Raw genomic sequence first — 13,247 nt, 5'->3', positions numbered from 1 at the left:
CTCAGGGCAGGCGCAGCGCCTGGCCGGAGAACAGGGTCGGCTGGCAGAGATTGCCGCTCGACATCAGCTTGGCGCAGGCCCGGACAGCGTCGTTGGCGTTGACGAACGGCCCGACGACCAGTCGCGCTTCCAGGGTGCCGTCGCGCTCGCTCATGCTGGCCAGCGGCTCCAGGTCGCCGGCAAGGGCCGGATTGTTCTGGGAGAACGACGACCAGCCCATGCGCAGCTCGGTGAGCGACTTGTAGCCGCCGAGATCGATGCCGAACCGCGACTGGCTGAGTTGTGCGGCTTCCGGTTTTTCGGTGGCTTCAGGGCTCGGTTCGGGCGGCAGCGAGGCCTGCTGCAGGCGGGGCTTTGCCCGCGGCACCAGCTTGTCGCGTTCCGGGGCGCGGATCGATCCGGTGGTGACCGGGTCGTCGGCGTCGGTGGGCGCGCGGGCCGCCTCGGGCGTCGGCCGATCGATCTCCACGACCTTTTCCGGACCGTTGACCTCGGGTGCAGGCATCGCGGCCGGCGCGCCGGCAACCCGTTGCGGCGGCGCCGCAGTCCCCGTCGGCCCCGGCATGATCACCCGCACGGGCTTGGTCTCGGCCGGCTTTTCCGCAGGCGATGCGGGCATCGCTGCCGCCTGCTGCTCAGCCTTGGGCGCCTCGGCGGGCTTTTCGCCAGGTGCAGCCGCAACCTTCGGCAGCTCCTTGGCGGCATCGAACGGCCGCACCGAGATGTCGAGCCCGGCTTTTGCCGCTGTCTTGGCATCCGGCCTGGCCGCCTCCGGCGTTGTCGCCGCCTCGCGGGCCGGGCGCTGCTGCGTCAGGCTTGCCGCCTTGCGCAGTTCGGCCTCTAGCCGGTCGACCCGGCCCTGCAGCCGGTCGTTGATGTCCCGGACCATGATGACGGTACGGCGCAGTTCGGCGATTTCCCGGCGCAACACGTCGGCCTCGACGGTCGTCACTTCGGCGATCGGCGCCCTTGCGTTGACATTGTCGGAAAAGGTGCCGAGCGGCTCCGTCGACCTTGTGCTGCCGGTGATGACCACGTCGCCGGCCGGCGGCAGTTCGGCAAGGCTGGTGCCGTTGAGGGCACCGAACTGCCAGGCGGCATAGGCGAAGACGAAGGCGAGCACGGCTGTGAAGCCCCAACCCGCAAGGGCGAAGCCGTCAGGACCATCCTCCTGGTCGGAGAAGCCCCCATAGAGTGAGCCGGTATCGGTTTTCACGCCCTCGTCGCTTCAGCCAGCGCCCCTGTCATCCGATTCCGCGATCAACGGATCGCCGTCGTCAACGTGCCGTTGCAGATCGCCATATTCGGACCAACCCGATTCGATTTGTAAAGTGAGTCGCGGCAACACCCAACTGCGGCCGCATTTGGGCTGTGGATGACGGCTTGACGGATGGCACCGAGTTTGGCCACTTGCTGCAGCGCAAGGAACCGGCGACCGAGGCGCCGGCGCGAAGGAGGGATCGGATGTCGGATCGGAGCTTTCTGGCCGTGGTGCTCGCCGCCGGCGAAGGCACGCGGATGAAGTCGTCGCGGGCGAAGGTCCTGCACGAGGTCGGCGGCCGTAGCCTCCTCGGTCACGTCATCGATACCGTGAAAGCGGCCGGTGCCGACCGCCTCGCCGTCGTCGTCGGGCCGGACATGCGCAACGTCGCGGAGGCGGCGCGCGCCGACTGGCCCGATTGCGGCGTCTTCGTCCAGGAAGAGCGCAAGGGCACGGCCCATGCGGTCCTTGCCGCCCGCGCGGCATTAAAGGAGCCGGCTGACGACGTCATCGTGCTCTATGGCGACACGCCGCTGGTCGCTGCGGCAACGCTTCAAAGCGTGCGCGCCAAGCTCGCCGCCGGAGCCGATCTGGTGGTGCTCGGCTTCGAGCCGGAGGACCCGGCCGGCTACGGCCGGCTGATCGTGGAGGACGGCACCCTCGTCGCCATCCGCGAGGACCGCGACGCCGACCCGGCCGAGCGCGGCATAAGGCTCTGCAATTCCGGCATCATGGGCTTTCGCGGCACCCACCTGCCGGCGCTCCTCGACGACATCGGCTGCGACAACGCCAAGCACGAGTTTTACCTGACCGACGCCGTGGAGATCGCCCGGGGGCAGGAGCTCTCCGTCGTCGCCGCCAAGGCCGGCGCAGACGAGGTCATGGGCATCAACGACCGCGCCCAGCTTGCCGAGTGCGAGGCGGTGTTCCAGGCGCGCAAGCGCGCGGACGCCATGGCCGCCGGCGTCACCCTGATCGCGCCGGAGACCGTCTTCTTCTCCCATGACACCGCGCTGTCGGCCGATGTTGTCGTCGAACCCAACGTCGTCTTCGGCCCCGGCGTCGCCGTCGCCTCCGGCGCGCGCGTCCGCGCCTTTTCGCACCTGGAAGGGGCGAGCGTTGCCGAGAACGCGCAGATCGGCCCCTATGCCCGGCTGCGGCCGGGTGCGGAGATCGGGGCAAAGGCCCGGGTCGGCAATTTCGTGGAGATCAAGAAGGCCGTCGTCGACGAGGGCGCGAAAGTCAATCACCTGACTTATATCGGCGATGCCCATATCGGCGCGGCGGCCAATATCGGTGCCGGCACCATCACCTGCAACTATGACGGCTTCAACAAGTACCACACGGAAATCGGCGCCGGCGCCTTCATCGGCTCCAACTCCTCGCTGGTCGCCCCGGTCACGATCGGCGACGGCGCCTATGTCGGCTCCGGCAGCGTCGTCACCGAGGACGTGGAAAAGGATGCGCTCGCCATCGGCCGCGGACGCCAGGTGACGAAGGCGGGAAGGGGCGCAGACCTGCGCGATCGCCTGGCCGCCGAAAAGGCGAGCCGCAAGTAGCGGCGCACCTGCGAAACCCTATTGCAACCTTCTTGCCCCAGTATACATCGGCATCGCCCGCCGGGGGGACGGTCACACATCGATACCTTTGTTGATTGTACGAAAGTCGTCTGCCTTCGATAAAACGGCAAAGACCGGCGTTGGCTTGAGACGAGGGGAGCTTTTTTGGCATGTGCGGCATCATTGGCATTCTCGGCAAGGACAGCGTCGCCATGCAACTGGTCGACGCGCTGAAGCGGCTGGAATATCGCGGCTACGATTCGGCCGGCGTCGCCACCCTTGAAGGCGGCGTGCTGACCCGCTGCCGGGCCGAGGGCAAGCTGACCAATCTGGAACAGCGCCTCGGCAGCGAGCATCTCGCCGGCATCAGCGGCATCGGCCACACCCGCTGGGCGACCCACGGCGCGCCGACCGAGACCAACGCCCACCCGCACATGAATGCGCGCGTTGCCGTCGTCCACAACGGCATCATCGAGAATTTCCGCGCCTTGCGCGCCGAACTCACCGAGGCCGGCATTGCCATCGAGACGGAGACCGACACGGAAGTCGTCGCCCATCTGGTCGCCCATGAGATGGATGGCGGGGCAACGCCCGAAGAGGCCGTCGGCAAGGTCCTGCCGCGGCTGGAGGGCGCCTTTGCGCTCGCCTTCCTGTTCGACGGCCATGACGACCTGATGATCGGCGCGCGGCGGGGCAGCCCGCTCGCCATCGGCTATGGCGACGGCACCATGTATGTCGGCTCCGACGCCATCGCGCTCGCCCCCTTCACCGACCGCATCGCCTATCTGGAGGACGGCGACTGGGCCGTGGTGCGGCGCTCGGGCGTGCGCATCTACGAGGAAAGCGGAGCGGAAGTGCAGCGGCCCGTGCGCCAGTCCCAGACCTCGGCGCTCCTCGTCGACAAGGGCAATTTCCGCCACTTCATGGCCAAGGAAATCCACGAGCAGCCGGAGGTCGTCAGCCACACGCTCGCCCGCTATCTCGACCTCAACGCCATGACAACGCGGCTGCCGGACGACCTGCCCTTCGACTTCCGTACCCTCAACCGCATCGCCATTTCCGCCTGCGGCACGGCCTTCTATGCCGGCCTCGTCGCAAAGTACTGGTTCGAGCGCTTCGCGCGGCTGCCGGTCGACATCGATATCGCCTCGGAGTTCCGCTACCGCGAGATGCCGCTGGAGCCGGACGGCCTGTCGCTGTTCGTCTCCCAGTCCGGCGAGACCGCCGACACGCTGGCGAGCCTTCGCTACTGCAAGGGCGAGGGCCAGCACATCGCCGCCATCGTCAATGTCGAGGAATCGACGATCGCGCGCGAATCCGACGTCATCTTCCCGACGCTCGCCGGCCCGGAGATCGGCGTTGCCTCGACCAAGGCGTTCACCTGCCAGCTCGCCGTCCTGACGGCACTGGCGATCGCCGCCGGGCGCGCGCGCGGCCATCTGAGCGAAGAGGATGAGCGCAAGCTCGTCGAGGCGCTGGTCGAGATCCCGCGCTTTGCCGCCCAGGCGCTGCGCCTGGAGCCGCAGATCGAGCGGCTGGCAAAAACCTTCTCCCACGCCTCGGACGTCCTCTATCTCGGCCGCGGCACCTCCTATCCGCTGGCCATGGAGGGGGCGCTGAAGCTGAAGGAGATCTCCTACATCCACGCCGAGGGCTATGCGGCGGGCGAACTGAAGCACGGGCCGATCGCGCTGATCGACGAGACCCTGCCGGTGGTCGTCATCGCTCCTTACGACCGCATCTTCGACAAGACGGTGTCGAACATGCAGGAGGTCGCCGCCCGCGGCGGGCGCATCGTCCTGATGACCGACCCGAAGGGCGCCGAGGCCGCCTCCATCGATGCGCTCGAAACCCTGGTGCTGCCCGACATGCCGGCGACGATCACGCCGATCGTCTACGCCCTGCCGGTCCAACTCCTCGCCTACCACGTCGCCGTCTTCATGGGCACCGACGTCGACCAGCCCCGCAACCTCGCAAAGTCGGTCACGGTGGAATAGGCGGCGGCGGTCGTTTTTCGTCGTCTTTTTCGGTCTTCGTTAAAGCACTGCACAAAATTTTTTTGCGGCGCCCTATATTGATGTAGAAAGGGATTGAGCGGACCCAGGACGCGCCGACAGGACGACCCAGCGTGAAACCGAAAAGCCAGAAAAAACAACGGCCGACCGAAAAGATCGGCCCGCCAGAAAGCTCCGCGCGCGTCAGCGGGGCGGCCAAGCTGCGCAATTACCTGCTGACCGGCATCATCGTCGCCGGCCCGCTCGGCATCACCCTTTACCTCACCTGGTCGTTCATCCGCTGGGTCGACGACTGGGTGAAGCCGCTGATCCCGACGGTCTACAACCCGGAACACTACCTGCCGTTTGCGGTGCCGGGGCTCGGCCTGATCTTTTCCGTCGTCGGCCTGACCGTGCTCGGCTTCCTCACGGCCAACATCGCCGGGCGCACGATCATCTCCTATGGCGAGCTGATCCTCGGCCGCATGCCGCTGATCCGCAATCTCTACCAGGCGCTGAAGCAGATCTTCGAGACGGTGCTGTCCCAGCGCGGCCAGTCGTTCAAGAAGGCGGCGCTGGTGGAGTATCCAAGGCGCGGTCTGTGGGCGATCGTGTTCCTTGCGACTGACACCGTCGGCGAGGTCGCGGAAAAAATGCCCATCGACGGCGGCATCATCAGCGTCTTCTTGCCGACCACCCCGAACCCGACCTCCGGCTTCCTGCTGTTCGTGCCGAGGAAGGACGTCATTCCCCTGGAAATGACGGTGGAGGAGGCGGCCAAGCTGGTCATTTCCGCCGGCCTCGTCTCGCCGCAATACCAGGCAAAGACGCGCCAGCTGGCGGCCGACGCCGGGGTTCAGCTCGACACGCCGGAGCCTGGCCGCGAGCCGGAAGCGCCGTCGCCCGACCGTCGTCCCGAACGGGTCTGACCCCGCACTCTGTGGCCGAAATCCGCCATACGGCGCCGGCTACCGCAGGTGCGAAACCAAGCGTTAAGCACATTCGGCCATGATGGTCCGTGGGGGGCGCAGTAAGCGCCGAGCAGGTACTCGCGTAACCAGTCCTTGCGTAAAAAATCCATGGCCACTCGACACCGTCGCAAGACCGTCCTGCAGCAGCTTTACTTGCCTGCGATCACGGTCATGTTCCTTGCCTATTTCGCCTATCACGCCTTTCATGGCGATTACGGCCTGTTCGCCCGCGAACGCTTCGACAGCGAGGCGGCCCATCTCGGCGAGGAACTGGCCGACCTCAAGGCGACCAAGGAGAAGCTGGAACGCCGGGTCGCGCTGCTTCGGCCCGAAAGCCTCGATCCGGATATGATCGAGGAGCGGGCGAGGGAAAGCCTCAACGTCGTCCACCAGGACGAGGTCGTCATCTTCCGCGACCATATTAGGTAAGCAGGCATTACCTAAATCCGGTTAATCCACCTGATCAACCGGATTCCAGTTCATCGTGAATTCCCAATAAAAATAAGTGGTTATAACTGCCGGCCGGTTGCCATTTGGAATTGGAAACGGCCCGCGCCCGCGCTATCTTTCTCGCCAAGCGATCATCGCTGCACAGCGCGGAGGAACGCATGGCAACGAAAGCGCAGAAATCGTCCGAGACCGCACCGAAATCCCGGACAAGATCCGCCAAGGCGAAGCCGGACGCCAAAAAACCGGCATCGGCGGACGCCCCGCCCGCTCTCACCGAAGACCAGGAACGCCACGCCTTTCGGGAAATGCTGCTGATCCGGCGCTTTGAAGAAAAGGCCGGCCAGATGTACGGCATGGGCCTCATTGGCGGTTTCTGCCACCTCTATATCGGCCAGGAGGCCGTCGTCATCGGCATGCAGATGGCGCTGGAGGAGGGCGACCAGGTCATTACCGGCTACCGCGACCACGGCCACATGCTGGCCTGCGGCATGGACCCCAAGGGCGTCATGGCCGAGCTGACCGGACGCCGCGGCGGCCTGTCCAAGGGCAAGGGCGGGTCGATGCACATGTTCTCCCGCGAGAAGGATTTCTATGGCGGCCACGGCATCGTCGGCGCCCAGGTCTCGCTCGGCAACGGCATCGCCTTTGCCAACCGCTACCGCAAGAACGACCGGGTGTGCCTGACCTATTTCGGCGACGGCGCGGCCAACCAGGGCCAGGTCTATGAGAGCTTCAACATGGCCTCCCTGTGGAAGCTGCCCATCGTCTTCGTCATCGAGAACAACAAATACGCCATGGGCACCTCGACCCAGCGCGCCACCGCACAAGGGGACTTCTCCCAGCGCGGCGCCTCCTTCGACATCGAGGGCGAGCAGGTCGACGGCATGGACGTGCGCGCCGTGCGCGAGGCGGGGCTGCGGGCGGTCGAGCGCTGCCGCAAGGGCGAGGGGCCGTACATTCTGGAGATGATCACCTATCGCTACCGCGGCCACTCCATGTCCGACCCGGCCAAGTACCGCTCCAAGGAAGAAGTGCAGAAGATGCGCACGGAGAACGACCCGATCGAGCGGGTCCGCCAGCGCATGATCGACCGCGGGCTCGCCAGCGAGGACGACCTCAAGGCGATCGACAAGGAGGTCCGCGGCATCGTCGGCGAGGCGGCCGAGTTCGCCCAGACGGATCCGGAGCCCGACGTCTCGGAGCTCTACACCGACATCCTGCGCTAGAGAAGGACGGACGAAGATGCCGATCGAAGTATTGATGCCCGCCCTTTCCCCGACCATGGAAGAGGGCACCCTGTCCAAATGGCTGAAGGCCGAGGGTGACCAGGTCTCGGCCGGCGACGTTCTCGCCGAGATCGAGACCGACAAGGCGACCATGGAGGTCGAGGCCGTCGACGAGGGCGTCCTCGGCAAGATCATGGTCGCTGACGGCACCGAGAACGTGAAGGTGAACACGCCGATCGCCATGATCCTGGAAGAGGGCGAGGACGAGAGCGCCCTCGACGCCGCCCCGAAGGGCGGGAAGGCGCCGGAGAAGGCGGAAGAAAAGGCTGAAGCGCCGAAGGAAGAGGCGTCCGCGGACGATGGCGAGGACGACGAGACCGACAAGCCGTCCGGCCCGCCGCTTGCCGCTACACCGCTCTTGAAGCCCGACGACGATCCGGAGATCCCGGACGGCACCGAGATGGTCAAGACCTCGGTGCGCGAGGCCCTGCGCGATGCCATGGCGGAAGAAATGCGCCGCGACGACACCGTCTTCATCATGGGCGAAGAGGTCGCGGAATATGAGGGCGCCTACAAGGTGACCCAGGGGCTCCTCAAGGAGTTCGGCGACACGCGCGTCGTCGACACCCCGATCACCGAGCACGGCTTTACGGGTCTCGGCGTCGGCGCGGCCCTGACCGGGCTTCGGCCGATCGTCGAATTCATGACCTTCAACTTCGCCATGCAGGCGATGGACCAGATCATCAATTCGGCGGCAAAAACCCTTTACATGTCCGGCGGCCAGATGGGCTGCCCGATCGTCTTCCGCGGCCCGAACGGGGCTGCCGCACGCGTCGCCGCCCAGCACAGCCAGGATTTTTCCGCCTGGTATTCCCAGATCCCGGGCCTGAAGGTCGTGATGCCGTGGACAGCCGCGGACGCCAAGGGCCTCCTGAAGGCGGCGATCCGCGATCCGAACCCGGTCGTCTTCCTCGAAAACGAGATGCTCTACGGCCAGTCCTTCGACGTGCCGAAGCTCGACGACTACGTGCTTCCGATCGGCAAGGCCAAGATCGCCCGCCCGGGCACCGACGCCACCATCGTCTCCTGGGGCATCGGCATGACCTATGCGGTCAAGGCCGCCGAGGCGCTGGACGAGATGGGCATTTCGGCCGAACTCATCGACCTCAGGACCCTGCGTCCGCTCGACATCGACACGGTCATTGAGTCGGTGAAGAAGACCGGCCGCTGCGTCACCGTGGAAGAGGGCTGGCCGATCTGCTCGGTGTCCTCGGAGATCGCCAAGCAGGTCCAGGAAAAGGCCTTCGACTGGCTCGACGCGCCGATCCTGTCGATCACCGGCAAGGACGTGCCGATGCCCTATGCGGCCAATCTGGAAGTGCTCGCCAAGCCCTCGGTTCCCGAACTGATCGAGGCCGTCAAGGCGGTCTGCTACAGGTGAGGGCGCCTCAACCGCTCAAATGAATGATGCAGGCATGAAAATGCGGGGAGCGCAGCAATGCCCATAGAGATCCTGATGCCGGCCCTGTCGCCGACCATGGAAAGCGGCAATCTCGCCAAGTGGCTGGTGAAAGAGGGCGATTCGGTCGCCCCCGGCGACGTCATCGCCGAAATAGAGACCGACAAGGCGACCATGGAAGTGGAAGCCGTCGACGAGGGCACCGTCGGCAAGATCGTCGTCGGCGAGGGTACAAACGACGTGCCGGTCAACCAGTTGATCGCGCTTCTTCTGGAAGAGGGCGAGGACGAAAGCGCGCTGGAAGGCGCGGGCGAAAACGCGGCGCCGAAGAAAGACGCCAAGCCCGAAAAGGCTGAGGCGGCAAAGACCGACGACAAGCCGGCCCAAAAGAGCGACGAGAAGAAAACGGAGGCGAAAAAGCCGGCCGCCGCAGACGCTGAAGCCGGTCCGGCGCCGACGACCGGCGACGGCGACCGCATCTTTTCCTCCCCGCTCGCCCGCCGCATCGCCAAGCAGAACGATCTCGACCTTTCCGCCATCAAGGGCTCCGGCCCACATGGCCGCATTGTCCAGCGCGACGTGGAAGAGGCCCTTGAAAAGGGCACCGCCGCCGCCAAGCCGGACAAGGCCGAGGCCGCCGCGCCCGCTGCTGCGCCGGCAAAGGGCATGGGCGCCGATGCGATCCGCGCCATGTTCGAGGAGGGCAGCTACGAGACCGTGCCGCACGATTCCATGCGCAAGGTCATCGCCCGGCGCCTGACGGAATCGAAGACGACGATCCCGCATTTCTACCTCACCGTCGACTGCCGCATCGATGCGCTGCTCGCCTTGCGCAAACAGCTCAACGACGCGGCCCCGGTGACCGACGACAAGCCGGCCTATAAGATCTCCGTCAACGACATGGTCATCAAGGCGCTGGCGCTGTCGCTGAAGGCCGTGCCGGACGCCAACGTCACCTGGACCGAGGACGCGATGCTGAAGCACAAGTCCGCCGATGTGGGCGTTGCCGTCGCCATCCCGGGCGGCCTTATCACGCCGGTGGTGCGCCGGGCCGACGAAAAGACGCTGTCCATCATCTCCAACGAGATGAAGGATTTTGCCAAGCGCGCCCGCGACCGCCGGCTGAAGCCGGAGGAATACCAGGGCGGGGCGACGGCCGTCTCCAATCTCGGCATGTTCGGCATCAAGGACTTTTCGGCCGTCATCAACCCGCCGCACGCGACGATCCTTGCGGTCGGTGCGGGCGAGCAGCGGCCGGTCGTTGTCGACGGCACCATCGAGGTGGCGACCATCATGTCGGCGACCCTTTCCACCGACCACCGCGCCGTCGACGGGGCGCTGGGCGCCGAACTGATGGCCGCTTTCAAGCGCTACATCGAGAACCCGATGGGAATGCTGGTCTAGCACCCGTCCTTCGGCACGCGCGACGCATTCGGCAGGCGCCAGCTCGGCGCCCGCCGCGCGGCACCGCACAACGAGGCAAGCCATGTCCAACGCTTACGACATCATCGTGATCGGCGCCGGCCCCGGCGGCTACGTCACGGCCATCCGCGCCGCCCAGCTCGGCTTCAAGACCGCAGTCGTTGAAAAGAAGCACCTCGGCGGCATCTGCCTCAACTGGGGCTGCATCCCGACCAAGGCGCTGCTGCGCTCCGCCGAGGTCTACCACCACATGGAGCACGCCAAGGACTTCGGCCTGTCCGCGGACAAGATCGGCTTCGACATGGACGCCGTCGTCAAGCGCTCGCGCGGTGTCTCAAAACAGCTCGCCACCGGCGTCGGCTTCTTGCTCAAGAAGAACAAGGTCGACGTGATCTGGGGCTCGGCCAAGCTGACGGCCCCGGGCAAGATGACCGTCACGGGCGCCGACGATGCGCCGAAGGGCGCCCTCGGCGGCGGCGACTATTCCGCCAAGCACGTCATCGTCGCCACCGGCGCCCGGCCGCGCGTGCTGCCCGGTCTGGAGCCCGACGGCAAGCAGGTCTGGACCTATTTCGAGGCCATGGTCCCGGACGAGTTGCCGAAGAAGCTGCTGGTCGTCGGCTCCGGCGCCATCGGCATCGAATTCGCCAGCTTCTACCGCACCATGGGCGCCGAGGTGACCGTCGTCGAGGTGCTGCCGCAGATCCTGCCGGTGGAGGATGCGGAAATCTCCGCCCATGCCCGCAAGCGCCTGGAAAAGGCCGGCATGAAGATCCACACCGACACCAAGGTCGCCAAGCTCGACAAGGGCAAGGACAGCGTCACCGCGACGCTGGAATTCAAGGACGGCAAGAGCGAGAAGCTCACCGTCGACAAGGTGATCTCCGCCGTCGGCGTCGTCGGCAATATCGAGAAGCTCGGCCTGGAAGACCTCGGCGTGAAAACCGACCGCGGCTGCGTCGTCACCGACGGGCTCGGCCGCACCAACGTCAAAGGGCTCTATGCCATCGGTGACGTCGCCGGCCCGCCGATGCTCGCCCACAAGGCCGAGCACGAGGGCGTCATCTGCGTTGAGGGCATCAAGGGCCTCGACGTCCACCCGATGGACAAGCTGAAGATCCCCGGCTGCACCTACTGCAATCCCCAGGTCGCCTCGGTCGGCCTGACGGAGGCAAAGGCCAAGGAAGCCGGCTACAAGGTCCGCGTCGGCCACTTTCCGTTCATCGGCAACGGCAAGGCGATCGCCCTCGGCGAGCCGGAAGGCCTCGTCAAGACGGTCTTCGACGACAAGACAGGCCAGCTCCTCGGCGCCCATATGGTCGGCGCGGAGGTGACCGAGCTTATCCAGGGGTTCGTCGTCGCCATGAACCTTGAGACCACCGAGGAAGAGCTGATCCACGCGGTTTTCCCGCACCCGACGCTCTCGGAGATGATGCACGAAAGCGTTTTGGACGCCTATGGCCGCGTCATCCATACGTGATAGGCTGTCGCTGTCATTGAAGGGGCTCCAGCCGACGCAACGCGGCGGCAGTTAACGGGGAGACGAACGCAACATGGACACACGGTCTATCATCATCTGGGTCGTCATCGGCCTGATCGCCGGCTGGCTCGCCAGCTTCGTCGTCGGCGGCGGCGGCCTTTTGAAATACATCCTGTGGGGCCTCGTCGGCTCCTTCGTCGGCGGCTTCCTCGCCCGGCAGTTCAACATCAGCCTCAACATCGGCAACGCCTTCGTCGAGCAAATCATCGTCGCAACGGTCGGCGCCATCATCGTCGTCCTGATCGCGCGGCTGATTTCCTGACCAAAGGTCGCGTTTGCGCGCAAGCCCGCGCGCGCTATATGCCCATCCGACCGGCGGCCGGCAGCGACCGCCGGTCGTGAGTTGAAAGACGGAAAGACCACCCATGGCCATCGCCCCCGACACACAGCCCGAGACCGGGACCGACGCCAAGACCGACAACGCCAAGGCCGAACGGCCGCGCCATCCGGAAAAGGCGCACCGGGCCGACACGCCGATCCTGAGGAAACCCTCCTGGATCCGGGTCAAGGCGCCGGGCAACACCGGGTTCCGGGAAACCGAGAACATCGTCCGCGACAACCGGCTGGTGACCGTCTGCCAGGAAGCGGGCTGCCCGAATATCGGCGAGTGCTGGGCCAAGAAGCACGCCTCCTTCATGATCATGGGCGACACCTGCACGAGGGCCTGCGCCTTCTGCAATGTCTCGACCGGCATCCCGAAGGGGCTCGACTTCCTGGAGCCGGAGCGGGTGGCGACCGCCGTCGCCCGCATGGGCCTGAAGCACGTCGTCGTCACCTCGGTCGACCGCGACGACCTCGCCGACGGCGGCGCCGCGCACTTTGCCGCCACCATCAAGGCGATCCGCGCCGCTTCGCCGACCACTACGGTCGAGGTTCTGACGCCCGACTTCCTGAGGAAGGACGGGGCGGTGGAGACGGTCGTTGCCGCCAAGCCCGACGTCTTCAACCACAATCTGGAGACCGTCCCGGGCCTTTACCTCACCGTTCGCCCCGGCGCCCGCTATTTCCATTCCATCCGCCTGTTGCAGCGGGTGAAGGAGCTCGATCCGACCATGTTCACCAAGTCCGGCATCATGGTCGGCCTCGGCGAGAAGCGGCACGAAATCCAGCAGCTCATGGACGATTTGCGCAGCGCCGACGTCGACTTCCTGACCATCGGCCAGTACCTGCAGCCGAGCCGCAAGCACCATCCGGTCGACCGCTTCGTGGAGCCGTCCGAGTTCAAGGCGCTGGAGCAGATCGCCTACGCCAAGGGCTTTTTGATGGTCTCGGCGACGCCGCTGACCCGCTCGTCCCACCATGCCGGCGACGATTTCGCCAAGCTGCGCGCGGCGCGCGTGGCGGCCAAGGGCTACTGATCCCAAT

General features: G+C 65.9%; 11 protein-coding genes. 10 read left to right on the top strand and 1 reads right to left on the bottom strand.

Features of this window, described 5'->3' with window-relative positions:
• Position 1: 1 nt before the first annotated feature.
• Positions 2-1,216 carry a hypothetical protein gene (locus tag M2319_RS09655; RefSeq protein WP_264601243.1) on the bottom strand — a complete coding sequence of 405 codons (1,215 nt, stop codon included), beginning with the start codon at positions 1,214-1,216 and terminating at the stop codon, positions 2-4.
• Between the two features lie 248 nt (positions 1,217-1,464).
• On the opposite strand from M2319_RS09655, the gene glmU reads away from it, so the two are divergent.
• The 10 genes from glmU (at position 1,465) to lipA (ending at position 13,240) form a co-directional block, all read left to right on the top strand.
• Entirely contained in the window at positions 1,465-2,820 is a 1,356-nt protein-coding gene (gene glmU / locus M2319_RS09650) for a bifunctional UDP-N-acetylglucosamine diphosphorylase/glucosamine-1-phosphate N-acetyltransferase GlmU (RefSeq protein ID WP_264601242.1), read from the top strand.
• A gap of 170 nt (positions 2,821-2,990) precedes the next feature.
• A complete protein-coding gene (gene glmS, locus M2319_RS09645; protein WP_264601241.1) occupies positions 2,991-4,817 on the top strand; it encodes a glutamine--fructose-6-phosphate transaminase (isomerizing) in 1,827 nt (608 codons plus the stop codon).
• Between the two features lie 173 nt (positions 4,818-4,990).
• On the top strand, positions 4,991-5,743 hold the full coding sequence (locus M2319_RS09640) for a DUF502 domain-containing protein (protein ID WP_264601271.1): 753 nt from the start codon (positions 4,991-4,993) through the stop codon (positions 5,741-5,743).
• Positions 5,744-5,893: 150 nt separating this feature from the next.
• A complete protein-coding gene (locus M2319_RS09635) occupies positions 5,894-6,214 on the top strand; it encodes an FtsB family cell division protein (protein WP_264601240.1) in 321 nt (106 codons plus the stop codon).
• 179 nt (positions 6,215-6,393) lie between these two features.
• Positions 6,394-7,461 carry a pyruvate dehydrogenase (acetyl-transferring) E1 component subunit alpha gene (pdhA, locus tag M2319_RS09630; protein ID WP_264601239.1) on the top strand — a complete coding sequence of 356 codons (1,068 nt, stop codon included), beginning with the start codon at positions 6,394-6,396 and terminating at the stop codon, positions 7,459-7,461.
• Positions 7,462-7,477: 16 nt separating this feature from the next.
• Positions 7,478-8,902 carry a pyruvate dehydrogenase complex E1 component subunit beta gene (locus M2319_RS09625; RefSeq protein ID WP_264601238.1) on the top strand — a complete coding sequence of 475 codons (1,425 nt, stop codon included), beginning with the start codon at positions 7,478-7,480 and terminating at the stop codon, positions 8,900-8,902.
• Positions 8,903-8,959: 57 nt separating this feature from the next.
• On the top strand, positions 8,960-10,324 hold the full coding sequence (locus tag M2319_RS09620) for a pyruvate dehydrogenase complex dihydrolipoamide acetyltransferase (RefSeq protein ID WP_264601237.1): 1,365 nt from the start codon (positions 8,960-8,962) through the stop codon (positions 10,322-10,324).
• An 82-nt stretch (positions 10,325-10,406) separates the two neighbouring features.
• Entirely contained in the window at positions 10,407-11,822 is a 1,416-nt protein-coding gene (gene lpdA, locus M2319_RS09615) for a dihydrolipoyl dehydrogenase (protein WP_264601236.1), read from the top strand.
• Positions 11,823-11,895: 73 nt separating this feature from the next.
• Positions 11,896-12,144, top strand: coding sequence for a GlsB/YeaQ/YmgE family stress response membrane protein (locus M2319_RS09610; RefSeq protein ID WP_264601235.1), 249 nt, complete (start codon positions 11,896-11,898; stop codon positions 12,142-12,144).
• 103 nt (positions 12,145-12,247) lie between these two features.
• The gene (gene lipA / locus M2319_RS09605) at positions 12,248-13,240 is read left to right on the top strand and encodes a lipoyl synthase (RefSeq protein WP_264601234.1); all 993 of its coding nucleotides are present in this window, start codon (positions 12,248-12,250) and stop codon (positions 13,238-13,240) included.
• Positions 13,241-13,247: the final 7 nt, after the last annotated feature.

Origin of the sequence: Rhodobium gokarnense (assembly GCF_025961475.1) — a bacterium.
Classification (GTDB): domain Bacteria; phylum Pseudomonadota; class Alphaproteobacteria; order Rhizobiales; family Rhodobiaceae; genus Rhodobium; species Rhodobium gokarnense.
The sequence above is the reverse complement of the archived record's forward strand: the minus strand, read 5'-3'. Positions and strand labels throughout refer to the sequence as shown.